We start from the raw sequence: 25,582 nt of genomic DNA, 5'->3' as shown, positions 1-25,582 counted from the left end.
TGCCTCCTTAATTCGCAACGTAAAAAGTTCAAAATCAATAATTATGTGTATACGTTTAAATTATACCATAAATTCGAAAAAGCAGCACTACTTTCTGAATATTTTTTATTTTCTACTCAAATTTCGTGTCTAGAGTAAGAAAAAAAACCTATCCGAAGATAGGTTTTTTACTACTCTTACAATGAGTTAGGATCAACTTTGATACCAGCACCTTGTGTAGTAGTGATTGAAAGGTTTGTGATGTAAGTACCTTTCGCTGTAGCTGGTTTAGCTTTTTGGATTGCATCGTTAAATGCTTTGAAGTTTTCAACCAATTTTTCAGTTTCGAATGAAACTTTACCGATGATAGCTTGTACGTTACCTGCTTTATCAGCACGGTAAGTGATTTTACCACCTTTAGACTCTTCAACTGCTTTAGCAACGTCCATAGTTACTGTACCAGTTTTAGGGTTTGGCATCAAGTTACGTGGTCCAAGGACACGTCCAAGACGACCAACGATTGCCATCATATCTGGTGTTGCAACAACAACGTCAAAGTCAAGCCATCCACCGTTGATTTTAGCAACGAGTTCGTCTTCACCAACGAAGTCAGCACCTGCTGCTTTAGCTTCTTCAGCTTTAGCACCACGAGCAAATACAAGAACGCGTTGAGTTTTACCAGTACCGTTTGGCAATACCATTGCTCCACGGATTTGTTGGTCAGCTTTCTTAACGTCGATGTTAAGGTTGTATGATACTTCAACAGTAGCATCGAATTTTGCGAAGTTAGTTTCTTGTGCAAGAGCTACAGCTTCTTCTACACTGTAAGCTTTTGTGCTGTCGATTTTCTCAAGAGCAGCACGCATTTGTTTGCTTTTTTTAGCCATGTTAATTATTTCTCCTTGTGTAATGTGGTCATAACGACTTTCATCTTCCACGTCACTCAGCGAAGTGAGACGACGTCTGTGGTTTTCTTGTTAACTGAATTAGTCAGTAACAGTGAATCCCATTGAACGTGCAGTACCTTCGATCATACGCATAGCTGATTCGATGTTTGCAGCGTTCAAGTCAGGCATTTTAGTTTCAGCAATTTCTTGTACTTGTGCACGAGTTACTGAAGCAACTTTAACTGAGTTTGGAGTACCTGAACCTTTTTCAACACCTGCAGCTTTTTTCAAAAGAACAGCAGCTGGTGGTGTTTTAGTGATGAAATCAAATGATTTATCTTCATACACAGAGATAACAACTGGGATGATCATACCAGCTTGGTCAGCTGTACGAGCGTTAAACTCTTTAGTGAATCCCATGATGTTGATTCCGGCTTGACCAAGAGCTGGTCCAACTGGTGGAGCTGGAGTCGCTTTACCAGCAGGAATCTGAAGTTTTACGATGTTTTCGACTTTTTTAGCCATTTTGTAATTTCCTCCTATTGTGGTTTTGGCGGTAAGTAAGTTTTGTTACCTCCCACAAGTATGTTTTTACATACCTTATCTATTATACAGAAATTCTTTTTAGATGCAAGAATTTCTTATTAAGTTTAGGAAAAAATTTACATAAAGGCCTTTTCGAGGTAAAATAGACTTATGATTCTATATAAATTCTTTGCTATAGCATTTTTGATATTAACACCTATCTTTGCTTTTATTATCCACCGCTTCTTCAGTTTAAAATACCTCGGGCTTAATTTTGCTGACCTTACCTTCCCTCTTTATTTTATTGAGGTAGTTGCTGTGTCAGCCCGTTTCTTCACCCATAGCTTTTTGCCATACATCACCATCTTATTATCCTTGGCGGCTATCATTATCACGATTCAGATGCTAAGAAAAACACAATCTTTCAAGTTTAAACGTTTTCTTAAGTTGTTCTGGCGTATAAGCTTTTTTATCACTAGTCTTTTCTATTTAGGGACTGTGATTCTCATTTTTATCGTTTCTTAAAAACTAGATTAACTCAGCAGATTTATTGTGTGCTGAGTTTTTTTATATCCAACCATGAAAAAAGCAGGCAACCATGCCTGCTAAACTTTTCGGTATTAGGGTTGAACTTGAGTCATTCGACCAGTATCTACATCATAAACCGCACCGGAGATGATAACATCCTCAGGGATAAGCGGTGACTGACGAAGAATAGCCATATCTTCACGAACACTCTCTTCTACATCTGTGAATGGAAGAAAATCTTGATCAGAAACATCAACACCAAGTTCCTTATTGAGATAGGCGGTAAACTCGTCGTTCTTAAAGGTCTGAGCACCACAATCTGTATGGTGAAGAACTACGATTTCTCGTGTCCCCATCTGTTGTTGAGAAATGACCAAAGAACGAATCATATCTTCCGTCACACGACCACCCGCATTACGCAAAATATGAGCGTCACCTAGGGCCAACCCCAAGGCCTGGGCAACGTGAAGGCGTGAATCCATACAAGTCACAATAGCCACCTTAGTCTTTGGTTTCAAGGGAAGATGGGCTGTCCCGTGGAGGTCAACATAGGCTTTGTTGGCATTGAGAAAGTTTTCAAAATAAGACATAATAACTCACTTTCTAATGAAGAAAATAATTTGACTATCAAATTATTTAAACACTATCTTATCATCTTTTTATTAACTTGTCAGCTATTGAGTTCGCAATATAAAAAGGAGAATAGATGCTAACAAGCATCCACTCTCCTTCAATTTATACTATGAACGTTTTGGTAAGTATCTATTAAGCAAGCCTGCAAAGGTTTGAAGATTGAGACTTTGAACATAAATTTCACCTGTTCCTCTAAAGGTATTCACAACACCCTCTCCTGTCCCAATAGACTGCCAGAAACCATTTTCCAAGTGAATATTGTAATCAAGTGTCTGACTCCAGGCAACGACATGAGCATTATCAATAGTCACTTCTTGGTTGTTTAGCTCAATTTTTTTAATAGAACCGTAGGCATTCGCCAAGAGTGTTCCTTGACCTTGGGTTGTCATCACAAAGAAACCACCCTGACCACCAAAAATAGCCTTACCAACTGACTGGAGCTCCATTGTATAGTAAGCTGTGCCATCAAGTGCTAGAAAGGCACCGTCATTTAGTCGGTACTGTTTTTCACCTAAATAAAGTGGAATCACTTGACCAGGAGAATCAGGGGCCAAGGCTATATAACCGTTATTGGACTGTGAGACAACCTGAGTAATAAAGCTACTTTCGCCCGAAACCATTGAACGCCCAACGGCTTTTACAAAGCGACCTAGACCTGATCCACTGGCATTCAATTTGGTACTCAGTGTCACATTTGGTGTGTGATATACCATACTGCCACGCTGGATAAAGACTGTTTCACCTTGATTAAGAGATAACTCTACTAAAGGGAATTGCATGTTGCTGTCTGTGAAAAATTGCATAATAAATACCTCCCTATCCTTATGAAAAGTATAGCATTGGAGATATAATTTTGCAAACGTTTTCAAATTGACTTTTTTATCACTTTTTTAAGAAAAGACTTTTTTGAGTACTTCTCCCACTGTCGTAACGCCAACCACCTGGATACCTTCTGGAATTTTCATGCCGTGCAGAGAATTTTTGGGAGCATAAATCTTAGTAAAACCTAGTTTAGCAGCTTCATTAATACGCTGTTCAATGCGAGTTACTCGGCGTATCTCTCCGGTCAAGCCAATTTCTCCTATAAAGGCTTCTTGTGGATTGGTTGGAAGCTCCTTGTAACTAGAAGCAATGGCAACGGCAACAGCAAGGTCAATAGCCGGCTCGTCCAATTTGACACCACCAGCTGATTTTAAATAAGCATCTTGATTTTGGAGAAGAAGACCACAACGTTTCTCTAAAACAGCCATAATGAGGCTGACGCGGTTAAAATCCAGTCCTGTTGTTGTCCGCTTGGCATTACCAAAGACGGTTGGGGTCACCAAGGCTTGAACTTCAGCTAAGATAGGTCTGCTACCTTCCATTGTTACAACAATGGCAGAACCTGTGGCTCCGTCTAGGCGTTCCTCTAAGAAAACTTGGCTAGGATTTAGCACTTCTACCAAACCACCAGACTGCATCTCAAAAATCCCAATCTCATTAGTTGAACCAAAACGGTTTTTGACTGCTCGTAAAATACGGAAGGTGTGATGACGTTCACCCTCAAAATAGAGCACAGTATCCACCATGTGTTCCAACATACGTGGTCCAGCCAACTGTCCCTCCTTAGTCACATGCCCAACAATAAATGTAGCAATGTTATTGGTTTTGGCAATCTGCATGAGTTCAGCAGTAACTTCACGAACCTGAGATACAGAGCCTTGAACGCCAGAAATCTCTGGACTCATGATGGTCTGAATAGAGTCGATAATGAGGAAATCGGGTTTTATAGCCTCCACTTGGCTACGAACGGCTTGCATATTAGTCTCAGCATAAAGATAAAATTCGTTATCAATATCACCTAAACGTTCGCTCCGCAATTTGATTTGCTCGGCAGATTCTTCCCCAGAAACATAGAGGACAGTTCCCTTGTTAGCCAGCTGTGTTGACACTTGTAAGAGAAGAGTCGATTTCCCTATCCCTGGATCTCCTCCAATAAGAACCAGACTACCCGGAACCACACCGCCACCTAAAACACGGTTAAACTCGTCCATGTCAGTCTTTATGCGGGCATAATTAATTGAAGAGACTTCTTTTAATTTAGTAGGTTTAGACTTTTCACCCGTTAAACTGACACGAGCATTTTTTACCTCCTGCACCTCAACTTCTTCCTCAAAAGAGGACCAAGAAGAACAGTTGGGACAACGTCCTAGATATTTGGGTGAATTGTAGCCACATTCTCGACAAACAAAAGTTGATTTTTTCTTAGCTATGATAATTCTCCTTCTACGCTTACTCCAGCAGAGTGCCACTTATGCAATGTTTTTTGAAATTTCCTCTGGTTGGCAACTCCGACAGCAGACAAACCGACGGAAACCTGATAGTTCTCCTTGATAGCCGCCAAAACGGAAGCCTTAACACAGCCATTGCCATCTACCCCTATAAACTCTATGCTTTTAGTACCATTTCCCTCTAAAAAATCTTTTAAATCTGGATTAGTAAAGCAAGAAGCCCGACGCTTCTCAAAGATACGAGAAGATACAAGCAGCAAGCCGGTCGCAAATTTCTTCTTTCTATCTTTTCTCTCCCAGAAAAAACGATTGAGAATATAGATGACCCGGTCGCTAGGATAGCTAGCAATTTTGTCATTTACAGCTGCAATCAGTTCTTCATGATATGCTTTTCCTACAGCAACATAATCTGACTGCATATCGATTACTAACAAATAATCTGCCACTTTGCTTCCTCTACTGTCCAGTCGATCCAAAGCCACCTGTACGAACACCATCGGCTTCGTCTCCATCTACAATCAAGAAAGGCATAAAGACACCTTGAACGATGCGTTCGCCAACTTCAAGAGTCACGGGCTGATCAGTAATATTTTTCATCTGGGCGAAGATATGACCTTCATTCCCTGGATTTCCATAGTAATCGCCGTCAATAACGCCAACTGAGTTGATCAAAACCAGGCCTTTTTTGCGAGGGTTTGACGAACGGTCATAGAGATAGAGGACCTCACCAGGTTGCATGTAAGCCTTAACACCTGTTGGGACGAGAACAATTTCCCCAGGAGCAATAACAGTGTTCTCTGCCACCTTTAAGTCATAACCTGCAGCATGAGCTGTCTCACGTTTTGGAAGCAATTCCTGATTGTTATACGTTGATACGAGTTCAAATCCACGAATTTTTGTCATTATTTTTTCCTTTCGATACATCTATTGACTAGTATTTGTATAAACTAGCCATGCTAGCTTCAGACTTTTAAATCTATCCTATTATAATCTATTCGAAATAAGATGACAAAGGTAATAGTCTAATCACTTTCTCATTAAACGAAGATTGACTTTTAATCAGGAAAACGCTAACATAGTATTAGATATAATACTTTTAAGGAGAATTGTCATGAAATTCATCGGACTTGTTGGTACGAATTCAAAACGTTCAACTAATAGACAATTATTGCAATATATTCAGAAACATTTTGCAGATAAGGCAGACATCGAACTTGTTGAAATCAAAGACCTTCCTGTCTTTAACAAACCCGCTAACAAGCAATTGCCAGAAAGTGTCCTTGAAATCGTTAAAAAAATCGATGAGGCTGATGGTGTTATTATTGGAACACCTGAGTATGACCACTCAATTCCTGCCGTTCTCATGAACGCTTTAGCTTGGGTTTCATACGGTGTTTTCCCTCTTTTGAATAAGCCAGTTATGATTACAGGGGCATCTTACGGAACACTCGGGGCTTCTCGTGCACAGTTACAACTTCGTCAAATCTTGAATGCTCCAGAAATCAAAGCTAATGTGCTTCCAGACGAATTCTTACTCTCACATTCTCTACAAGCTTTTGATAGCAATGGTGATTTAGTCGACCTTGATGTCATCAAAAAACTAGATGCTATTTTCGATGACTTCCGTCTCTACGTCAAAATTACTGGTAAACTCTCACATGCTACAGAGTTGCTACATAAAGAAGCTGAAGACTTCGACTGGGAAAGCCTATAGGACAGGAGAATAGAAACTATGAAATTTGTTGGACTCGTTGGAGCAAATTATGACCAATCATATAACCGTAAACTGCTCGAATTTATCAGAAGACATTTTAAAATAAAATTTGAACTTGAAGTTTTGGAAATTGATGAAGTTCCTATGTTTAACCAAGATGAAAAATGGGACGAAAGCTTCCAACTTCGCTTACTTAATAACAAAATTACACGCGCTGACGGTGTTATCATTGCAACACCTGAGCACAACCACACTATCTCTGCAGCACTTAAGTCAGTTTTAGAGTGGCTCTCATTCGAAGTGCACCCATTTGAAAACAAGCCTGTAATGATTGTTGGTGCTTCATACTACGACCAAGGGACTTCTCGTGCCCAAGTGCATTTGCGTAAAATCCTTGAAGCACCTGGTGTCAATGCCTATACACTTCCAGGTAATGAATTCTTGCTTGGAAAGGCTAAAGAAGCCTTTGACCTTGAGGGTAACATTACTAACGAAGGTACTATTAACTTCCTTGAACAATGCTTAGATAATTTCATCCAATATGTAGGAGTGGTTTCTAAATTGAAAAAACCAAAACCAATCGAACCTGAAGACTTGGATTGTAACAACCCAATCGCTACAACTGTTACTGAGGTCGACCCTGATGATCCTGAATGGGTAGAAAAAGTAGCTGAAATTACTGGTGCGGTATCTGGCGATACCTACGTAAAATTGGACCACGGTATTTTGACAGTTAATCAAATTGACATGTTCCTCAAGGCAATGCCGTTTGAATTGACATATGCCGATGATAATAACCAGTTCCTCTACTACAATAACGCCCATCAAGATCCTGACACTATGTTTGCTAAACGTGTGCCACCTCAATCTGGTAGCCGTATGTCAACTGTTCACGGCTCACTTCCACCAGCTCGTATGAAAAATGTAGAATGGGTTATCGGTACACTTCGTAATGGTAACCAAGAATATGTTCGTACGATTGTTCCAGGGTCACCTGAAGGAGTTATCAATACGCACAACTATCAGGCTATGTACTATGATGATGGTTCTTATGCAGGAATCAATGAAATCGTCTTTAACTTTAAACCATGGCTTGACTGGTATCTCGAAACAACTGGTCAACGCCTTGTCGGAGGAAGCGGTCCTTTTGCACCAGCTGCAGCTAGTCATGGCGGTAGCGACGCCACATCTGGTGCATCAGATGCGGGTGGTCACGGCGATGCATCTTCAGCCGCAGATGCCACATCCGGAGCATCCTCATATTAAGACTTGGAAAAGTTGGGACAAAATGTCCTGACTTTTTTTCATGGTCATCTTAGATTTATTTTCACTCGAGCTTGCGCATTTGCCATGCTCCAAGCCACACATTTTAGAGGTAAACCTATGTCTCAATTTCAAGAAAAAGTATTCGCTGCTTGTGCTAAAAAAGAAGCTCTCTTTGATGAAAGTCTGGGGCGCTATGCCTTGCGCTCTATGCTTGCAGGAGCTTATCTTACCATGTCGACTGCTGTAGGAATTATTGGTGCTGATGTTATCGCTACAGGTATTCCAGCCCTTTCTCGTTTTGTCTTTGCCTTTATCTTTGCCATCGGACTGGTCTTCGTTCTCATATTCAATGGAGAGTTGGCTACTTCAAACATGATGTTCCTGACCAGTGGTGCCTATTATGGTAAAATCAAATGGAGCAAGGTGTGTACCATCCTCCTCTACTGTACCTTCTTTAATTTTGTCGGTGCCCTTATCTTGGCCTGGTTCTTCAACCAATCCTTCTCTTTCCAACATTTGACTGACAAGAGTTTCTTAGTTACTGCTGTCTCAACCAAGCTTGGAAAAACAGATTGGATGAACTTTACAGAAGGTATTACAGCTAATATGTTCGTTAATATTGCCATCTTGGGCTACATGCTCCTCAAAGAAGAATCTGCTAAAATTTTCATTGCGCTATCAGCTATCTTTATGTTTGTATTTTTGATTAATGAACACTTGATTGCGAACTTTGCTTCTTTCATGTTGCTCGGTTTCAACGGCGTGCGTGATGCTGTGGATAATTTCACTTTGGCAAATATTCTACGTCAGTGGGTAGTCGTTTTCTTCGGTAACTGGATTGGCGGAGGTATTTTCATCGGTTTGGCATATTCTTGGCTCAATAAAACTAAAACACCTCACATTGATTAGGAGACCACATGCGTCAAAAAACATTCATCAAACAAACCAGCCTAGCTATTCTACTCTATTTTATTTGCCTAGCCCTTGCAGTGGCTATTGATTTAATCTTTTTCAAAGTCAAAAATATGTATCATACCCCTGCTTTAGCGGCTATCTTTGCAGGCTGGGTCTACTTGGGGCTTATCAGAAAGACAAAACAATTTGGAGCAATTACCTGTCTGGGTATCTTTATGTCCCTCTTTTTCTTTGCCTCTGGGCACTTTGTTCTAGCCTTTCTTCCTAGCTTGCTAGCTGGCCTTGTTGCTGACCTTCTAGCTAAGAAAGGGAACTATGAGAATAGTAAACTTAATTTACTTTCCTATATGATCTTTTCTCTAGGGAACTTAGCACCCATTATCACCATGTGGCTTGCACCCAAAGCCTATATCGCACAGCTCCTAGCTAAAGGGAAAACTCAAGATTATGTAAATCAAGTTATGGTTCCCTTTACAGCCAGTCATGTCCTAACTCTGATTGGAGGAACACTCATGGCTGCTCTCATTGGGGGCTACATTGCCCAAAATTGGCTAAAAAAATAAATAGCCAGCAGCCCTCCTAACAGAGAGTACAAGACAAACATGCTTTTCTTATGTTATAATGAGAAAGAATACAGTCTTTTTCTACTTTGTTAGAAAGGACCTAAAGGGAGACCTAATGATGAAAAAACAAAAAATCGCTGTCTTGGGCCCTGGTTCATGGGGAACTGCCCTTGCTCAGGTACTCAACGACAACGGACACGAGGTCCGTATTTGGGGAAACATCCCTGAACAAATTGATGAAATTAACGAGAAACACACCAATACCCGCTACTTCAAGGATGTGGTTTTGGATGAAAACATTAAAGCCTACAAAGAGCTATCTGAAGCCCTAGATGGTGTCGACGCTGTTCTCTTTGTTGTTCCAACCAAGGTCACTCGCTTAGTTGCTAAGCAAGTTGCTGAACTTTTGGACCACGAAGTTGTTGTCATGCATGCTTCAAAAGGTTTAGAACCTGGAACACACGAACGTCTTTCAACAATCCTTGAAGAAGAGATTCCTAAGGAACTTCGTAGTGAGATTGTTGTCGTATCTGGTCCAAGCCACGCTGAAGAAACTATTGTTCGCGATATCACTTTGATTACAGCAGCATCTAAGGATCTTGAAGCGGCACGCTATGTCCAAGGTATTTTCAGCAATAGCTACTTCCGCCTCTACACCAATTCAGATGTGATTGGTGTTGAAACAGCTGGTGCTCTTAAAAACATTATCGCGGTAGGTGCTGGTGCCCTCCACGGTATGGGATATGGGGACAATGCTAAGGCAGCCGTTATTACTCGTGGCCTTGCGGAAATTACTCGTCTTGGTGTGAAACTTGGGGCTGATCCTTTGACTTACAGCGGTCTATCTGGGGTTGGTGACCTTATTGTTACAGGAACCTCTATCCATTCACGTAACTGGCGTGCTGGGGATGCGCTCGGTCGTGGAGAAAAGCTAGAAGACATTGAACGTAACATGGGAATGGTTATCGAAGGTATTTCAACCACAAAGGTTGCCTATGAAATCGCCCAAGAACTCGGCGTCTACATGCCAATAACAACAGCAATCTACAAATCTATCTATGAGGGTGCTGATATCAAGGAATCTATTCTCAATATGATGTCCAACGAATTGCGCTCTGAAAATGAATGGGATAAAAAATAAAAATCTAAGGAGTTCTCATGAAGAATCAAAAAGTTAGAAAAGCTATCATCCCCGCTGCAGGACTCGGAACACGCTTTTTACCAGCTACTAAGGCCTTGGCCAAAGAAATGTTGCCAATCGTTGACAAACCAACCATCCAATTTATCGTTGAAGAAGCCCTCAAATCAGGTATCGAAGATATCTTGGTGGTTACTGGTAAGTCAAAACGTTCTATCGAAGACCACTTTGATTCAAACTTCGAGTTAGAATACAACTTGGAACAAAAAGGTAAGACAGACCTGTTGAAATTGGTTAATGACACCACTGCTATTAACCTCCACTTTATCCGCCAAAGCCACCCACGTGGCCTTGGAGATGCTGTTCTTCAAGCCAAAGCATTTGTCGGAAATGAGCCATTCGTTGTCATGCTTGGTGACGACCTCATGGATATCACTAATGACAAAGCAGTACCTTTGACTAAGCAGCTCATTAACGATTATGAGGAAACACACGCATCAACCATTGCAGTTATGCCTGTACCTCACGAGGAAGTGTCTTCTTATGGTGTCATCGCCCCTCAAGGCAAAGGCGAAAATGGACGTTATAGTGTTGAAACTTTCGTTGAAAAACCAAATCCAGAGGATGCACCAAGTGATCTTGCTATCATCGGGCGTTACCTTCTAACACCTGAAATTTTCGGTATTTTGGAAACTCAAGAACCAGGTGCTGGAAATGAAGTCCAATTGACTGATGCTATCGATACACTTAACAAGACACAACGCGTCTTTGCCCGCGAATTTACGGGAGAGCGTTATGATGTCGGTGACAAATTCGGATTCATGAAAACATCAATCGATTACGCACTTAAACATCCTCAAGTTAAAGATGACCTCAAGCAATACCTCATTGACTTGGGACACAAACTTGAAGGCAAACCAGCTAAAAAAGACTAATATAAAAACCATCGAATATGACATTCGATGGTTTTTTCATATGACTTAAAAATAAGTGAATCCTAGAAGAACCAGCAATAGTAAAATGTAGGTTAAAAGAGCTGTAAAACGCCAACCTTTACTAAATAAGCGACTTTCGACCTTGTTGGCCAAAAAGATAGCTGCAAGAGCACCTCCAACTAAACCACCAAGATGGCCTGTAATCCCAACACTAGGTGTAAAAAGGTTGAAAATTAAGTTAATGACAATCAAAGCCAAGTAATTGCGACCTAACTGATTAAGTAAAGGACTATGACTGTAATAACCAAGAATCACAACAGCCGCAAAAAGTCCAAACAAGGATGTCGAAGCACCAGCCGCAATAACATTAGGCGTAAAAAGTAAGGTAAAGGCATTTCCCATAACACCAGCTAACAAATAGAGCCCTAGAAAACGTAGAGTCCCAAAAATCTGCTCAGCCATTTTCCCCATAAAGTAAAGGGCAAGCATATTAAATAGAAAATGCTCAACACCTATATGCACAAAAATTGGTGTTACAAGACGCCAGAGGTTCAGTGGGCTGTACTGAACAAAAGCACCGTACATAGCCCCCATCTTAAAGAGGCTCAAAGGCGAGGTCGCTTGAAAGCCATTTAAAAGATATTGAAAGATGAAAGTCAGCGTCGTAAGCCCCAACAATAGATAGGTTGCTGGGTATTTCTTCCACTCATTTATTTGCATGTGACGACCTCCTTAACAGGAATATCATAGCTGTCTGGTTGAAAATCATGTTTCTGGCAAGGATAAACCGTACTAACGGTCTCCCCTTCAAAGTCAGACAAATAGCGATCATAATAACCTGCTCCGTAACCAATACGATAGCCTTCATCATTGAAAACTACTCCTGGCACATGAATCAAATCAATCTCTGTTTTTTCCACAGCCAAATCAGACGCAGGTTCCATCAAGCCAAAAGAGGTTGCAACAAGATTATCTGAATCATAATCCACAAAAATCATTCGACCTTGTTTATATGTTTTAGGAATCAAAAGTCGTTTACCATCCTTTAAAGCCTGATTGATTAAAAGACCGGTATCATATTCATGAGGAAAAGACAAATAAGTCGCAATCACCTGGGCATCTTTATAAGCAGGTAAGGCAATCAATTGCTCCAAAAGATATTGATCTATCTTAGCCTTAGTCTCAGGATCTTGTGAAGTTAACTGAGCCAAGACTGTTTTTCTAAGTTCATTTTTCATAGGTTTATCATATCAAAAAAGCTACCAAAAGTCAGACTTGGTAGATTTTTTAGCTGTATCAACTATGGTTAGGCTTCAGCCTTGTGTTTAAGGAATTTTCCAATTTCAGCCACTGCAAAAGCGAGGGCATCTTCATTTGGACTCATCTTAGGATGGTGAAGTGCATATGGCGTGTCGATTCCCAACCAGAACATGACACCAGGAACCTTACTAAGCAAATAACCAAAGTCCTCTCCAGTCATAGCTGGTGGACAATCGATCAGGTTGACCTCTGGGCTAGCATCAAAGAAAGTCATCAACTCTTTGGCCAAGGCTGGATTATTTTCCACAGGAAGATAACCACCTTGTTTCAACATGATATCCACTTCCATACCAAAGCTAGCTGCCACGCCCTCTGCAATCTGGCGCACGCGCTTCTGGATAAGGAGACTCATTTCCTGAGTAAGGGTACGAATAGTTCCATAAACCTCTGCAGTTTCAGCGATAACATTGTTAGTAGTTCCTGCATGGAAAGAACCAAAGGTAACTACCCCACCCTGGATAGGGTCAACATTACGACTGACAATTGTTTGCACCTGAGTAATAAAGTAAGAAGCTGCTACAAGGGCATCATTGGCCTCATGTGGAAAGGCCGCATGTCCACCTTTCCCCTTGAAAGTAACGAGGACTTCACAAGTCCCAGCAAAAAGGGTGCTTGTGTTAGTCGCAATATCACCTACCTTGAAATCTGGACGGACGTGGAGGCCATAGAACTCATCTGGCAACCAGTCTCCAAAGGCACCATCCTCATACATAAGCATACCACCAGCTTCATTTTCTTCAGCCGGCTGGAAGAGGAAAAGCATGTTATTTTTAGGCTGTACCTGAAGCATCTGATTCAAAAGACCAAGTGCTGTAGTCATGTGCATATCGTGTCCACAAGCATGCATACGACCTTCATGAGTAGACTTGAAGTCAAGACCTGTTTCCTCTACGATTGGGAGACCATCAATATCTGTACGCCAACCAATAGTCTTTTCAGGAGCATGCCCGTGAAGATAGACAAGAATCCCTGTACGCCAAGTACGTTGCTCCACAAAGTCCTTGCCTTCAGTCATTTCAGCAATACGCTCTAAGAGATAAGCCTGAGTTTTAAATTCTTCCAAACCAATTTCAGGAATTTGGTGAAGGTCTCGTCTGATTTTAATTAAATCAAGTGTCATGTTTTTATCCTTTTTATTTGTCTTATTTTATAGAGAATCTAGAAATAGAGGCCCTACAGGCCTCTACTATCAATATGTTACAAATTACGCAAAGCGTCTTCGAGTGCTGTTTTTTGTTGTGTTTTTTCATCAATTTTCTTGATGATACGAGCTGGAACACCAGCTACAACCACATTTTCAGGAACATCTTGAGTAACGATAGCTCCAGCAGCAACGACTGAACCGTTACCAACTTGAACACCTTCAATAACAACAGCATTAGCACCAACAAGAACGTTATCACCGATACGAACTGGGTCTGCTGAAGCTGGTTCAATCACACCAGCAAGGACTGCACCCGCACCGATGTGGCTGTTTTTACCAACAGTAGCACGACCACCAAGGATAGCACCCATATCAATCATAGTACCAGCACCAATTTCAGCACCGATATTGATTACAGCACCCATCATAACGACAGCATTGTCTTCGATAGTTACTTGGTCTCGGATAATAGCACCTGGTTCGATACGTGCATTAAGGTAACGTTTATCAAGCAATGGAACAGCTGAGTTACGGCCATCTTGTTCCACAACATAGTCCTTGTTTTCAGTCAAATTCGCAAGAAGTGGTTCGATATCTTTCCAGTCTCCGAAAAGAACGTTACCAAGTTTAGTGACAGAAGCTGGAACAGCAGTTGCCAATTCCCCTTCAAAAGTTACTTTAACATTCGTTTTCTTTTCAGCATTACCGATAAAAGCGATAATTTCTTGTGCAGACATTTTTTGTGCAGTCATGAGATTCTCCATTCACATAAAGTTAGGAATTATTATACCAAAAATTCTGATAATTGTCTTTGCTTTTGCCAAATACAGTGTATTTTTATGTAAAATTGGTCTTTAGAGCCTCTATATCAGTAATCACTCGGTCTGGCTTGATTGGAGAATTCTCCAGTTCTCGACGGGAATAAGGGAAGGTATTCAGCAAGATACCGTCGATTCCAACTGCTTCAGCCACAGCAATATCAGTCGTTAAGTCATTTCCAACCATGACTGTCTCAGACGGGTTTAACCCATGATCATCCAAAACTTGCTTTAAAAATTCAGGTTGCGGCTTACAGATACCGGCATCCGAAGACAAGTAGATAGCATCAAAATAAGGTCTTAACGCCATTAGGTCAATCTCAGCGTTAGTAAAGGCTGCTTGAGCATTAGACAAGAGATAAATCCGACAGCCCTGCTCTTTTAGAAAGGCTAGCACCTCCTTGGTATGGGGATAAGCCGTCACATGTTTGCGAGATAAGACGCGAAAGACCATTGCTATCAATTGTCCCCAATCTTCCGGCTGATTAGAATTACTAGACTGAGGCCGAGCATCTACATAAAGCTGGTTAAAAATGTGGGCTAAATCAATTTCTGGATAAGCAACTCCTTTGAGATCTATTAACTCCTTACGGGCCTGATCCACGCGCTTAGCATAAGCCTTTTTAAGAATCTCGCCCTCATAAGCCACTCCATAAGCCTGATATAGTTGGCCTAGTTTATCCCATAACACAGGATCCTTCTCATCGGTTAAGATATCAACCAAGGTACCATAAAAATCAAAAATGTAGTTCTTATAGGCTCTATTTTTCATCGCTTTTTACCCATTACTGAAACTTTCTTACTTATTGCTCTCATCATACTCCTTTTAGGAAGACCAAACAAGCTAACTGAGACATTTCCCATCAAAAAAATCCCAACGATTGTTAGGATTGCTTATCATCTCTAATACGACCAATCAGCAGTTCTCCCGCAACAGTTAATTGCGTCACTGAAGTCAAGTCCAAAGTATCCTTATTGGCATGGAAGAAAAGAGGTGTCATCTCGGCAAATGTTTGAACATGCTCTGATGGCATAGACCAAGTCTTAGCAATCGTCACACGCTCCAAAAGCTCACAGGACTCTTGAAAATGTTCCAGAACATCCTGGTTCGAATAAGCCTGCGCCTCCGGTAACAATTGGCGAAACTCTTTAAGATGATCCTCATGAGGAATAACTTTAAAAATCAAGCCATGATCAGACAAAAGTCGTCCAAATTCTTGATAATTAGCTGGCGAAAAGATATCTAAAATCACATCAATATTATGTTCACGTAAAGGCAATTGAGCCAAATCGCCAACAAACCAAGCTACATTTTTATGAGGATTTTGACGAGCCGCAAGAAGGATAGAATCCTTAGATAAATCAAAGGCCATGAAATCCTTGTCAAACTCTTGAGCCAACTGACGGCTATAATAGCCCTCACCACAGGCAACATCTAGAACATGCGAATGTTCAGGAAGGTCACGCAAACGCTCTGAAATCACCTCCAGGATAGGATCGTAATAGCCTGCTGCTAAAATCTGACTCCTATTTTCAAAAGAAGCCATATCATAATGTTTATCTCCCTTAGCCTGTCTCAAAAAGTTGACAAATCCCTGCTTAGCTATATTAAAGGTATGCCTATTCTGACAAATCAAACTAGACTGGTCCAAATGCATTGACGCCTGACAGATAGGACAAGCAAAAAGACGCTCTTGATCTTTAAAAACACTAAATTTGGCCATAAATCCTCCTCGACACAAAAAAAGAGCACACACCTGAAATCGCTTAGGGCTGCTGGATTCCTCCCCTGACCCGCTTCACGCACAGATGTTGCTCCGAAAAATATTATACCATAAATCGAAGTGATTGCAAGTAGAGAACTTAAGATAAGACTAGCTAGACCTATCCCCTATCAGTCCCTATTATTTCCTTCGATCAGTCTAAACTTCGATAAAGCATAAGACTTACCATGGTGACATTTATGTCACTACTTTTTTATTTCTCGACACCTTATAATAAATCCATAGCTTGAGGAAAGCACCAAAAGCTAGTGACATGGCTGACTTTATTGAAAGGAGAAGCCATGTTTAACATATCTCTTAACTCGTGGTGAGAGGGTATGAGATTTAAAGACTCACCAAAAATAAAAAAAGGAGAATGACAATGATTAACAAAGAAATAAAGGTAGCTGACCTAGCCTCAGTAACAGGAGGCGGATGGAAGACCAACCTTGCCATTGGAGGGCTCTGCCTAGCTTCAGGACCTATTGGAACTATGGTATGCCTTGGAGCCTACAATGGCTACATGGACTCTGCACGATGAAAAGAAAGGACATGTGAACAATGACTAAGACCATTAACAATCGTAAAAACATGACTACTCAAGAACTTGAAGCTGTATCAGGTGGAGTGGTTCCTTGGGCCGCTATTTCTGTTGGCATTGCTGCTGCAAAACTGACTTATGACCTTAGCTATGCTGCAGGTAAGTCTTTCTATAACCTCATCCACTAACTAACAGAACTCAGCTGACATCTCAAAGATTTTGAGGATGATAACTCATGAAACATACAAAAAATCAAACAAATGATACTACTGCTAATCAATCACCTAAAACGAATAACTATTTACTCGTAAAAATAGCTTTAGCTGGAATTATCGGTAGCCTACTTTTGATACTCCTAATCAACCTTATCTTTCATGTACGATTAGGAACACCAATTATTGATACTAATTTGAAGTCCGCTTTTGGTACTCTAATCCTCTTTATGCCTATTTTTCTTTTAACAAGAGAAAAAGAAAAAAAATCATAGAAAGAGTGACCTAAACTGCCTTCAGGAAAACAAAAAGACTCTTCTTCCATTAAAAAGTGCAAGTCCCTTTGGACTTGCACTTTTGTTTACATATCTTGCCTTGTTTCCAATTTAGCCAATCGTTTGGCTTCTTTTTTGCGTTCACGACTCTGACGGAAAAAGTCTTGCATAATCTTAGCACACTCTTCCTCCATGACACCAGTCTCTACTTCTACGCGATGGTTGAGACGCTCATCTCTTAGGATATCGTAAAGGCTACCCGCACCACCAAACTTTTGATTGCTTGCTCCATAGATCACTTTAGGAATACGAGCCAAGCCAATTGCTCCACTACACATGACACAGGGTTCAATGGTCACAAAGAGGGTACAATCTAACAAACGCCAATTGCCCACAGTCCTATTGGCCTCCTGAATAGCCATGACCTCCGCATGCATGATAGCTTGATTGAGCTCCTCTCGTGCATTGTGCCCACGACCTACGACTTCGCCATCTTTAACGATGACACAGCCAATTGGAATCTCTGCTTTATCTAGAGATTTTTCGGCCTCCTTAAGAGCTTTAGACATAAAAAAGTCTTTCTCTTCTTGGGTAAAGTCAAGCATTAGTGTCACTCCCGTTCCAAGATTTGCGAGACAATATCTCGCTTAGTCCTTCTATTATAGCATAAGAATGATATTCCCTTTCTAAAGGACACAAAAAAAGCTAAGACGAATCATCCTAGCTTCAAACACATTAGTCTGGTGAGTCTTAGGAATCACACCAATGTGTTCCCCCAAGGCTAGACGAAAAGTCAACGACCGCTTAACATCCTAATTCATATGTCAGTCGGAGTGTCATAGTCAATTGTCTGTGAAATCATTATACAGGCCTAAGGCCTCACAACGATAAACAAAAATGCAACTGTCTCAAACAATTGCAAGGATAGCGTTATAGTTGTGATATTTCACACTTTCCTTCCAAACAAATAATGCCTACTATAAAAGTAACTTTTATAGCTTTTTCCTTACCCATCTATAGTTTATCATGAAACCTCTATCATTTAATTTAAAAATCGGTAATAAAACAATGATATACATTAGAGACAACTGTTAATTGTATGCATTGTTTTGAATATTTTGCTTAACATTTAAATCGTTGATATATCAACGTTTTAGGTCTTCTTAAACTATTTTTTCTAGTCTATCTACACTATTAAACACCTATCATCCTAAGTCTTATCTAATTTTACTGTTTATTAGTCTAACAAGTGTTTAATGTTTTATCTCCAACAATTCTTCAAAACAAGGTATGGAACAAGATAATGATTTTTTAGAGAGGTTGCTTCAAAGATAGGAGACCTAGATAGCTAGTCAAAGGATAAACTAAAAGGGAAGTTCTTCTTCCAAGACGAGGTCAGCCAAGTCATTATCAGGATTATTTTCCCTAACAGCACGCTGAGCACGACTCTCCAGAAGTTGGAAAGAGGAACAAAGCACTTCAGTAACGTAATGGGTTTGACCATCCTTATCGTACTTACGGGTACGAAGCTCCCCATCAAGAGAAATTAAACTCCCCTTGCTAGCATAAGATGCTAAGGTCTCAGCCAAACGCCCCCAGACAACCACTGTAATAAAGTCAGCCTCACGCTCACCATTTTGCGTCTTATAGCGACGATTAACCGCAACTGTGACACGTGTAAAAGACCTATCACTAGCAGTTTTTACCATTTCAGGAGTCGCCGTCAAACGTCCAATTAAAATAACTTTGTTATACATTTTTTTACCTCCACCTATCTATTCGTAAGCGGAAGTAAAAAAAGTGACTGATTTTGAAAAAGCAAGAATAAAAATAAGATATATATATCACATTATTGAATTCAATTAAATAGAAAAAAGTAAAATCTATTCGGGTGAAAAGCAGGATGAGTTCTGCAATAAATGTACTTGTCACTAAATATTAGACATCTGAAGATGAGCTGAGCTACTAGCAAAGGAAGTAGGAAGCTTGGTATGAGCTGTCGATTCAAAGAACAGTTATCGCCATACAAACTTGTCATTAGTTTATTTACTCAAATCATCCTCTGCTGACCCAGAGTTACCACTTAAAATAATTTTAACACTCCGTTTTGAAGTTGTTTTATTGATAGAAGAGAGACGAGAGTCCTTTGCCTTTTTCTTTGTAAGCTGAAATAGTTTGGAATTCACTTATTGCACACTACCAATGACCAATACTATAAAAGATAAAATATTTCCTAGCACATGAACCATCAAGGGATAGTAAATATTTCCCTTTTCATTCACATAAATAATTGAAAGGGCTACTCCGCCACCTAAGTAACCAACTGCACTGACCCACTCTGATAAAGACAAACTGTGCATATGGGTCAAGGCGAAAACAAATCCTACCACACAAATGCTTAGCCAGCTTGGCAAATGTCTCTGTAAACAATGCAATAAAATTTGACGGAAAAAGAGTTCTTCCACCAAAGGTCCAATGATACAGGCGAAAACTGCTATCAGTAGTGGTTGTTCTTTAAAGGTACTTTGTATATTAGCCTCGTTTAGTCCTTGTTCACTTAGTCCCAAAACCTGCCTCAATATTGCCGATAGTAGTCCAAAGAAAATGGTCACCAGGACAAGTAAGAGCCAGCCTTTTAAAACCCCCCAAAAAAATTTTCTTTTAGAACTTCTAACCTCTTCCCACTTTTTGAGCAATTCGGACTTAAATAAGAAGCAACCATACAAAAACATGGTGGTATAGACTAAATAGGTCGTTGAAGAAGAAGGCAAGGGAGCATCAAATACTCGTATACCGTCAAAAACAAAGAGGACTGTATAGAGAATCATAAAAACAAGGACTCCCTTATGTTTGTTGTAAACCATTGAACTTTCCTTTCTTTTATAATCATCACCAAATCTGAGTCTGACAGATAAATAAAACACAACTTGATTAATAAACTTGAAGCCACATTTTTTAGATAATTGCTCGGATAAAGTTGTTTTGGCAAATAATAGAGATTGAGAGCAATACTATTATATTTTGATGATGAACTTGGTAAGCATAAAGAGGTTCTCGAAAATTTTGAACCATTTGCCAAGACGAGCTCTCCTGAAAAAAAAGCGGCTTACTTACCGCTTCTTGTCTTATTTACCCTTTCCAGTGTTTAGCTGGATCAAAAGCCTCACCGACTACTGCTGAATCATCAAGTTCAATAATACCACGTTTTTGTGGGGCATTTGGAAGTGCCAACTCACGTGGGGCACACATCATACCATAACTATCTTCACCACGAAGTTTTCCTGGGAAGATAAGGGCACCGCTAGGCATCATAGCACCAGGAAGAGCTACGATAGTTTTAAGACCAAGGGCTGCGTTTGGTGCTCCTGCAACGATTTGGACCTTCTTATCACCGATGTTCACTTGGCAGATGTTAAGGTGGTCACTGTCTGGATGTGCAACCATTTCATCAATTTGTCCAACCACAAAGACTGGACCTTGTGTGTTTTCCAAACGCTCTTCAAAGCCCTCTTTAGCCAATTCCTCGTTCAAAACAGCTACATCTTGGTCTGATAAGAAAACTTGACCGTTACCTTCAATATCAATGAGGCTTGATGCTTCAAAAATATTCCAAGCAAGAGTCTTACCTGTTTCATCAGCTGTGACACGCGCCACTTTACCTTTACGTTCTACGCTACGTTTGATGTCCTTAGTATCTTCCAAGATAACCAACAAAACGTCGCCAACTTGTTCCTTATTGTATGCAAAAATCATGGGTTCTCCTTCAATAGTTCTTTTATAGATTTTAAAATCGACTGACATGCCAAGAATCGTCATTACTACCATAGCGATAACTAATCTTGTCAATTTTCCAGTCACTCTCTGTTAATTTTACGATAAATTGTTTATGGTACCAAAAGTCATTCCCATAAGAAAATTCGAGAAACATCTTAGCCTTACTCTTCATAATAAACTTAACTCGACAGGGCTCTAACACAAAATCATAGGTGCCTGGAGAACCAAAAGAAGCTGAAAAACCTCTTTTATAACAGTTATCAGTCAAGTATTTTTGAGCTAAAGGAGTCAACTTCTCTTTAAATTCATCAAATAACTCCATTTCTCCAGGAATAGTTTGATGTGTAGGAAGATTATTTTCCTTTTTGTAAGTGTTTATTTCTTGGTGTTTTAGGAAGATATCACTTTCAATTTTGGAATGCTCTACTAAAATTTGGCATAATTCTTCGATAATCTCCTCATTTTTTTCTGTCAGATACTTTTCTTTAGTTTCTGAAATATCAAGAGAGATATTAGGAAAGTGATTGATTTTCATCTTTTAAATCTCCGACAAAAAGGCATTGATTTCTTCTTTGGTTTTACGAGCTTTATTGACCAAGCGTCCCAATTCCTGACCTTTCTGAGTCACGACAAAACTTGGAATACCAAAGATATTCCAAGTTTGTGCCAAAGCCATATAATCATCACGGTTAACACGCACAAAGGTCATATCTGGATGGAGGGCTTCAATTTCAGGCATAACGGGATAGATGAACTGGCAGTCTGGACACCAATCAGCAGTGAAAAAGAAAACCACCTTTTGATCACTTTCAACATAGCTTGCCAATTCTTCAAGATTCTTAGGAATAATCATGCCTGCTCCTCCTCATAGGTCAAGATATCCTCTGCATAAACAAAGCTATAGGAACGTCCATCCTCTAAGACGATACCTCCTGTAAGTCCTGGATTTTCCTTATCAGTGGGATTTGTATAAAGGACTGCGATAGTCCCCAAGTGAGATAATTCTTGTCTAATATCTTGGATTAATGCAGCCTTCTTCATTTCTGCACGTGACTGTCTATACTTCTCTGCCATTGCCAAGAGACCTAAAGCTCCTACGCCTCCAGCAAACAAGGCCAATGTTTTACGTTTCATAAGAAACATTTTACCATAATTTTAGACGAATGGGGAGAGGCTACCTATCTCTTGAGAATCGTGCTAAAATAGTAGCAAGTACTACTCAAGGAGGATTTTATGACTACCCTATTTGACAAAATTAAAGAAGTAACCGAGCTCAGTGCTACTTCAGGCTTTGAAGCTCCTGTACGCGACTACCTTCGCAACAACATCACTCCACTTGTAGACGAGGTCCAAACAGATGGTCTCGGTGGTATTTTCGGTATCAAGCATAGCCAGGCAGAAAATGCCCCTAAGGTGCTTGTGGCTGCCCACATGGATGAAGTTGGGTTTATGATTAAGGAAATCAAAGCAGACGGAACTTTCCGTGTCGTTGAACTTGGTGGTTGGAACCCACTTGTTGTCAGCTCACAACGCTTCACTCTACACACTCGTGACGGCCGTACCTATCCTGTCATCTCAGGTTCAGTGCCACCTCATTTCTTACGTGCTAGCGGTGGGGCTTCAAGTCTTCCCAGTGTTTCTGATATCGTCTTTGATGCTGGTTTTGCCAACCAAGAAGAAGCAAATGCCTACGGCGTTTTCCCAGGTGATGTCATCATTCCTGAATCAGAAACGATTCTCACAGCCAATCAAAAGAATGTCATTTCTAAAGCTTGGGATAACCGTTATGGTGTTCTCATGATTCGTGAACTCTTGGAAAACGTTAAGGATCAAGAACTCAACAATACTCTAATCGCTGGTGCCAATGTTCAAGAAGAGGTTGGTTTACGTGGTGCTCATGTCTCTACCACTAAATTTGATCCTGAAGTTTTCTTTGCAGTGGACTGTTCTCCTGCAGGGGATATCTATGGTAATCAAGGTAAGGTAGGTGATGGTACCCTTATTCGTTTCTTCGATCCAGGTCACATCATGTTGCCAAATATGAAAGATTTCCTTTTAACTACTGCTGAAGAAGCTGGTATCAAATACCAATACTACTGTGCTGCGGGCGGAACAGATGCTGGTGCCGCTCACTTGCAGAATGCTGGTGTTCCATCAACAACTATCGGTGTTTGTGCCCGCTACATTCACTCGCACCAAACCCTTTATGCGATGGATGACTTCCTAGAAGCACAGGCCTTCTTACAAGCTATTGTTAAGAAGTTGGATCGCTCAACAGTAGATTTAATTAAAAACTACTAAGACAAGGAGTAACCCATGATTATAGGTTTTATCGGTGTCGGAAAAATGGCGACAGCCATTATCAACGGCCTAAATACAAGCTCACATCGTATCATTATTTCAGGGTCTTCCTTGGCTCGTTCACGCCAGATTGCAGAGGAACTAGAGGTTGAAGCGGCTGCTTCCCATCAGGAATTGTTGGATAATGCTGACCTGGTCATCCTTGGTATCAAACCTCAAATGTTTGATAAGGTACTAGCCGATCTCAATTTCCATCAACCTATCATAAGTATGGCTGCTGGAGTGACCTTGGAACGCCTCGCTTCCCTCACCAGTCCAGACCTTCCTCTTATTCGTATCATGCCGAACCTTAATGCTCAGATTCTCAAAAGCACTACTGGTCTTTGCACTAATGATAAGGTATCCGAGGACCTTTTGGCAGTTGCCAAGGAAATCACAGACAGTTTTGGAACCACTGTTGAATTGGCTGAGAAAGACTTTGATACCTTTACTGCCCTAGCGGGTTCTAGCCCTGCCTACATCTCCCTCTTTATCGAGGCTCTAGCCAAGGCTGGTGTCAAAAACGGCCTAAGTAAGCAGGTCGCTCTGACCATTGCCACACAGACGGTTCTAGCTACTGCTGAAAATCTCAGTCTTGGTAGCGACAGTCCACATGATCTTATTGACAAGGTATGTAGCCCTGGTGGGACTACTATCGCCGGTCTCATGGACCTTGAGCGTACAGGCCTCACCCATAGTGTGGTTTCAAGTATTGATACAACCATTGCTAAAGCCAAAAAACTATAAGAAAAAAGCTCGGAATCTTCCGAGCTTTATTTGATATATGGCGCTAAAAATTGTAAGAGTAACAACATTGAAACCGCAATACTATTGTTAATGATATGGGCCATGATACAGTACTCTAACTTTTGAAACTTACGATATGCTATTCCAAGGGCAAGACCCATACCTGCATATACAATCCAAACACCGATACTATTCGGCATATGAACAAGGCCAAAAAGTAAACTACTAACAATCAAGCCAACAATAGAATCTGGATTAAAGACGCGTCCCATGAGGAGCCCGCGAAAAACCAGCTCTTCCACAATTGGTGCCATAATTACTGTAAACGTTATGAGAAGGAAGGGATTCATATGGGCATTTTCTATGGCTGCCTGATTGGTGCTATTACTAACACCTTCCATCATCATGACTATAGAACCAATCCTAGTAACGATATAAATACCTAGGTAGGTCAAGCCAATCATACCCCAGGCCTTCAGGGAAGAAAGGGCCTTAAAGCCTTCGAAAAGCCCAAGACGTTTTCCTAAGAAAAGAGCTCCTGCGCTCATAAGAAGCAAGATAAAAATTAAGAGACAGACCAGCCTTATATCTTTGACACCTAAATAGATGGTTGGAACTTGATCAATAATTAGTATTAGGAAAGCTAGTAAAAAATAAAGAAAGCGTTTGAGAATTGACCCTTTGTTCATGAGAATCCACCTCTTTTCATCATCTGTTTGTACTTTTATTATAATACAACATAACTTATTTGACAAGACAAAAAGAAAACGAAAGAGGAGTTTTCCAAGATAATATAGGCTCTCATCCTATTTTAGATAGAATGAGACGAATAAGGGCAAATCCCAATACTAAGCCATAGAGCAAGACAGATAAGACTGTAACATAGGGCAACTGAAGATTAACAAAGGCATATAAGGCGATTAAAACAAAGATAAGCAAAAACTCCAGAACCAGTGTTGCAACTGCTGTCGCCATTAAAATCTGTTTATTTCGCTCATCGTAGGCAGCAATATACATCCGATGAAGACGTTTAGGATGGGTAAGTATAGCAAAATAATAGATTGACAAGGCATAAACCCCAATGGTAAATCCCAATACTAATCCTAGAGCATAATCACTAAGACTGTTAGAGCGAACAATAAATAATCCCAAAATACCCAAAGAAAAGAAAGAGCAGGCTACTCGTGTAATGTATTTCTTAAATTCGGCCTCTGTTTTTCTATTTCCTAATAACATTTTTATTAACATATCTTAACACTCCCTTTATTATCCTTTATAAGAGCAATATAACTTTT

At 40.4% G+C, this 25,582-nt stretch carries 34 protein-coding genes and 1 other RNA gene; 12 read left to right on the top strand and 23 right to left on the bottom strand.

Going from position 1 to position 25,582, the window contains the following annotated elements; translation table 11 throughout:
* Positions 1–176 precede the first annotated feature (176 nt).
* Positions 177–866, bottom strand: a complete 690-nt coding sequence (gene rplA / locus HMPREF1519_RS02420; protein ID WP_002885800.1) for a 50S ribosomal protein L1 — start codon at positions 864–866, stop codon at positions 177–179.
* A gap of 99 nt (positions 867–965) precedes the next feature.
* The gene (rplK, locus tag HMPREF1519_RS02415; RefSeq protein WP_002885648.1) at positions 966–1,391 is read right to left on the bottom strand and encodes a 50S ribosomal protein L11; all 426 of its coding nucleotides are present in this window, start codon (positions 1,389–1,391) and stop codon (positions 966–968) included.
* Positions 1,392–1,562: 171 nt separating this feature from the next.
* On the opposite strand from rplK, the gene HMPREF1519_RS02410 reads away from it, so the two are divergent.
* Complete coding sequence (locus HMPREF1519_RS02410; RefSeq protein WP_002885872.1) at positions 1,563–1,916, top strand: DUF3397 domain-containing protein; 354 nt, start codon at positions 1,563–1,565, stop codon at positions 1,914–1,916.
* Positions 1,917–2,011: 95 nt separating this feature from the next.
* On the opposite strand, the gene HMPREF1519_RS02405 is transcribed toward HMPREF1519_RS02410, so the two are convergent.
* From HMPREF1519_RS02405 to HMPREF1519_RS02385, 5 genes are all read right to left on the bottom strand, one after another.
* The gene (locus HMPREF1519_RS02405) at positions 2,012–2,509 is read right to left on the bottom strand and encodes a beta-class carbonic anhydrase (protein ID WP_002886981.1); all 498 of its coding nucleotides are present in this window, start codon (positions 2,507–2,509) and stop codon (positions 2,012–2,014) included.
* A 150-nt stretch (positions 2,510–2,659) separates the two neighbouring features.
* Positions 2,660–3,355, bottom strand: coding sequence for a TIGR00266 family protein (locus tag HMPREF1519_RS02400; protein WP_002885783.1), 696 nt, complete (start codon positions 3,353–3,355; stop codon positions 2,660–2,662).
* Between the two features lie 87 nt (positions 3,356–3,442).
* A complete protein-coding gene (radA, locus tag HMPREF1519_RS02395; protein WP_072903619.1) occupies positions 3,443–4,804 on the bottom strand; it encodes a DNA repair protein RadA in 1,362 nt (453 codons plus the stop codon).
* Positions 4,801–5,268, bottom strand: coding sequence for an isochorismatase family cysteine hydrolase (locus HMPREF1519_RS02390; protein WP_037611117.1), 468 nt, complete (start codon positions 5,266–5,268; stop codon positions 4,801–4,803). The genes radA and HMPREF1519_RS02390 overlap by 4 nt, the downstream gene beginning before the upstream one ends.
* A 10-nt stretch (positions 5,269–5,278) precedes the next feature.
* Positions 5,279–5,725: a dUTP diphosphatase gene (locus HMPREF1519_RS02385; RefSeq protein WP_002885724.1), complete on the bottom strand. Its 447-nt coding sequence runs from the start codon at positions 5,723–5,725 to the stop codon at positions 5,279–5,281.
* 208 nt (positions 5,726–5,933) lie between these two features.
* Here HMPREF1519_RS02385 and HMPREF1519_RS02380 point away from each other — a divergent pair, with 208 nt between their 5' ends.
* The 6 genes from HMPREF1519_RS02380 (at position 5,934) to galU (ending at position 11,353) form a co-directional block, all read left to right on the top strand.
* On the top strand, positions 5,934–6,536 hold the full coding sequence (locus HMPREF1519_RS02380; protein ID WP_002886986.1) for an NADPH-dependent FMN reductase: 603 nt from the start codon (positions 5,934–5,936) through the stop codon (positions 6,534–6,536).
* A gap of 18 nt (positions 6,537–6,554) precedes the next feature.
* A complete protein-coding gene (locus HMPREF1519_RS02375; protein WP_003092053.1) occupies positions 6,555–7,802 on the top strand; it encodes an NAD(P)H-dependent oxidoreductase in 1,248 nt (415 codons plus the stop codon).
* Positions 7,803–7,919: 117 nt separating this feature from the next.
* The gene (locus tag HMPREF1519_RS02370; protein WP_002885797.1) at positions 7,920–8,711 is read left to right on the top strand and encodes a formate/nitrite transporter family protein; all 792 of its coding nucleotides are present in this window, start codon (positions 7,920–7,922) and stop codon (positions 8,709–8,711) included.
* An 8-nt stretch (positions 8,712–8,719) separates the two neighbouring features.
* On the top strand, positions 8,720–9,280 hold the full coding sequence (locus HMPREF1519_RS02365) for an MptD family putative ECF transporter S component (RefSeq protein WP_037611116.1): 561 nt from the start codon (positions 8,720–8,722) through the stop codon (positions 9,278–9,280).
* Positions 9,281–9,398: 118 nt separating this feature from the next.
* A complete protein-coding gene (locus HMPREF1519_RS02360; RefSeq protein WP_037611126.1) occupies positions 9,399–10,421 on the top strand; it encodes an NAD(P)H-dependent glycerol-3-phosphate dehydrogenase in 1,023 nt (340 codons plus the stop codon).
* Positions 10,422–10,438: 17 nt separating this feature from the next.
* Positions 10,439–11,353 (top strand): UTP--glucose-1-phosphate uridylyltransferase GalU, encoded by a 915-nt coding sequence (gene galU, locus HMPREF1519_RS02355; protein ID WP_022496722.1) that lies wholly within the window; start codon positions 10,439–10,441, stop codon positions 11,351–11,353.
* 45 nt (positions 11,354–11,398) lie between these two features.
* Here the strand turns inward: galU and HMPREF1519_RS02350 are convergent, their stop codons facing one another.
* The 7 genes from HMPREF1519_RS02350 to ffs all read right to left on the bottom strand — a co-directional run bounded on the left by HMPREF1519_RS02350 (position 11,399) and on the right by ffs (position 16,459).
* Positions 11,399–12,073, bottom strand: a complete 675-nt coding sequence (locus tag HMPREF1519_RS02350) for a rhomboid family intramembrane serine protease (RefSeq protein ID WP_037611115.1) — start codon at positions 12,071–12,073, stop codon at positions 11,399–11,401.
* Positions 12,064–12,591 carry a 5-formyltetrahydrofolate cyclo-ligase gene (locus tag HMPREF1519_RS02345; protein WP_037611114.1) on the bottom strand — a complete coding sequence of 176 codons (528 nt, stop codon included), beginning with the start codon at positions 12,589–12,591 and terminating at the stop codon, positions 12,064–12,066. Before HMPREF1519_RS02345 ends, HMPREF1519_RS02350 begins: the two co-directional genes overlap by 10 nt.
* A 68-nt stretch (positions 12,592–12,659) precedes the next feature.
* Positions 12,660–13,793, bottom strand: a complete 1,134-nt coding sequence (locus HMPREF1519_RS02340) for an N-acetyldiaminopimelate deacetylase (protein WP_037611113.1) — start codon at positions 13,791–13,793, stop codon at positions 12,660–12,662.
* Positions 13,794–13,870: 77 nt separating this feature from the next.
* Entirely contained in the window at positions 13,871–14,569 is a 699-nt protein-coding gene (dapD, locus tag HMPREF1519_RS02335; RefSeq protein WP_022496726.1) for a 2,3,4,5-tetrahydropyridine-2,6-dicarboxylate N-acetyltransferase, read from the bottom strand.
* A gap of 85 nt (positions 14,570–14,654) precedes the next feature.
* Positions 14,655–15,407: an HAD family hydrolase gene (locus HMPREF1519_RS02330; RefSeq protein WP_037611112.1), complete on the bottom strand. Its 753-nt coding sequence runs from the start codon at positions 15,405–15,407 to the stop codon at positions 14,655–14,657.
* A 112-nt stretch (positions 15,408–15,519) separates the two neighbouring features.
* Positions 15,520–16,359, bottom strand: coding sequence for a putative RNA methyltransferase (locus tag HMPREF1519_RS02325; protein ID WP_037611111.1), 840 nt, complete (start codon positions 16,357–16,359; stop codon positions 15,520–15,522).
* Between the two features lie 14 nt (positions 16,360–16,373).
* An RNA gene (ffs, locus tag HMPREF1519_RS10225) (signal recognition particle sRNA small type) lies at positions 16,374–16,459 on the bottom strand.
* Positions 16,460–16,780: 321 nt separating this feature from the next.
* On the opposite strand from ffs, the gene HMPREF1519_RS02320 reads away from it, so the two are divergent.
* From HMPREF1519_RS02320 to HMPREF1519_RS02310, 3 genes are read left to right on the top strand one after another with little or no spacing between them, the layout of a single operon-like run.
* On the top strand, positions 16,781–16,939 hold the full coding sequence (locus HMPREF1519_RS02320; protein ID WP_037611110.1) for a class IIb bacteriocin, lactobin A/cerein 7B family: 159 nt from the start codon (positions 16,781–16,783) through the stop codon (positions 16,937–16,939).
* 20 nt (positions 16,940–16,959) lie between these two features.
* Positions 16,960–17,127 (top strand): class IIb bacteriocin, lactobin A/cerein 7B family, encoded by a 168-nt coding sequence (locus tag HMPREF1519_RS02315; protein ID WP_037611109.1) that lies wholly within the window; start codon positions 16,960–16,962, stop codon positions 17,125–17,127.
* A gap of 47 nt (positions 17,128–17,174) precedes the next feature.
* On the top strand, positions 17,175–17,426 hold the full coding sequence (locus HMPREF1519_RS02310) for a hypothetical protein (protein ID WP_014635104.1): 252 nt from the start codon (positions 17,175–17,177) through the stop codon (positions 17,424–17,426).
* 86 nt (positions 17,427–17,512) lie between these two features.
* Here HMPREF1519_RS02310 and tadA read toward each other — a convergent pair whose 3' ends face one another.
* The 7 genes from tadA to HMPREF1519_RS02275 all read right to left on the bottom strand — a co-directional run bounded on the left by tadA (position 17,513) and on the right by HMPREF1519_RS02275 (position 22,334).
* Positions 17,513–18,031, bottom strand: a complete 519-nt coding sequence (gene tadA / locus HMPREF1519_RS02305; RefSeq protein WP_037611108.1) for a tRNA adenosine(34) deaminase TadA — start codon at positions 18,029–18,031, stop codon at positions 17,513–17,515.
* A 759-nt stretch (positions 18,032–18,790) separates the two neighbouring features.
* The gene (locus HMPREF1519_RS02300) at positions 18,791–19,183 is read right to left on the bottom strand and encodes a single-stranded DNA-binding protein (protein WP_002885697.1); all 393 of its coding nucleotides are present in this window, start codon (positions 19,181–19,183) and stop codon (positions 18,791–18,793) included.
* Positions 19,184–19,612: 429 nt separating this feature from the next.
* Complete coding sequence (locus tag HMPREF1519_RS02295; protein ID WP_022496106.1) at positions 19,613–20,290, bottom strand: CPBP family intramembrane glutamic endopeptidase; 678 nt, start codon at positions 20,288–20,290, stop codon at positions 19,613–19,615.
* A gap of 265 nt (positions 20,291–20,555) precedes the next feature.
* The gene (gene ytpR / locus HMPREF1519_RS02290; RefSeq protein WP_002885779.1) at positions 20,556–21,179 is read right to left on the bottom strand and encodes a YtpR family tRNA-binding protein; all 624 of its coding nucleotides are present in this window, start codon (positions 21,177–21,179) and stop codon (positions 20,556–20,558) included.
* Between the two features lie 31 nt (positions 21,180–21,210).
* On the bottom strand, positions 21,211–21,735 hold the full coding sequence (locus tag HMPREF1519_RS02285; protein WP_022496105.1) for a hypothetical protein: 525 nt from the start codon (positions 21,733–21,735) through the stop codon (positions 21,211–21,213).
* A gap of 3 nt (positions 21,736–21,738) precedes the next feature.
* Entirely contained in the window at positions 21,739–22,053 is a 315-nt protein-coding gene (locus HMPREF1519_RS02280; RefSeq protein WP_002887006.1) for a thioredoxin family protein, read from the bottom strand.
* Complete coding sequence (locus HMPREF1519_RS02275) at positions 22,050–22,334, bottom strand: DUF4651 domain-containing protein (protein ID WP_002885838.1); 285 nt, start codon at positions 22,332–22,334, stop codon at positions 22,050–22,052. The genes HMPREF1519_RS02280 and HMPREF1519_RS02275 overlap by 4 nt, the downstream gene beginning before the upstream one ends.
* Before the next feature lie 99 nt (positions 22,335–22,433).
* Here HMPREF1519_RS02275 and pepA point away from each other — a divergent pair, with 99 nt between their 5' ends.
* Positions 22,434–23,501: a glutamyl aminopeptidase gene (gene pepA, locus HMPREF1519_RS02270; protein WP_021152626.1), complete on the top strand. Its 1,068-nt coding sequence runs from the start codon at positions 22,434–22,436 to the stop codon at positions 23,499–23,501.
* Between the two features lie 15 nt (positions 23,502–23,516).
* Positions 23,517–24,287: a pyrroline-5-carboxylate reductase gene (proC, locus tag HMPREF1519_RS02265; protein ID WP_022496104.1), complete on the top strand. Its 771-nt coding sequence runs from the start codon at positions 23,517–23,519 to the stop codon at positions 24,285–24,287.
* A 26-nt stretch (positions 24,288–24,313) separates the two neighbouring features.
* Here the strand turns inward: proC and HMPREF1519_RS02260 are convergent, their stop codons facing one another.
* Together HMPREF1519_RS02260 and HMPREF1519_RS02255 are read right to left on the bottom strand one after the other, a co-directional pair.
* Positions 24,314–24,976 (bottom strand): CPBP family intramembrane glutamic endopeptidase, encoded by a 663-nt coding sequence (locus HMPREF1519_RS02260; protein ID WP_022496103.1) that lies wholly within the window; start codon positions 24,974–24,976, stop codon positions 24,314–24,316.
* Positions 24,977–25,088: 112 nt separating this feature from the next.
* A complete protein-coding gene (locus HMPREF1519_RS02255; RefSeq protein ID WP_022496102.1) occupies positions 25,089–25,535 on the bottom strand; it encodes a hypothetical protein in 447 nt (148 codons plus the stop codon).
* Between the last annotated feature and the right edge of the window lie 47 nt (positions 25,536–25,582).

This window comes from Streptococcus sp. SR4, assembly GCF_000517725.1.
GTDB classification, from domain to species: domain Bacteria; phylum Bacillota; class Bacilli; order Lactobacillales; family Streptococcaceae; genus Streptococcus; species Streptococcus salivarius_F.
The sequence above is the reverse complement of the archived record's forward strand: the minus strand, read 5'-3'. Positions and strand labels throughout refer to the sequence as shown.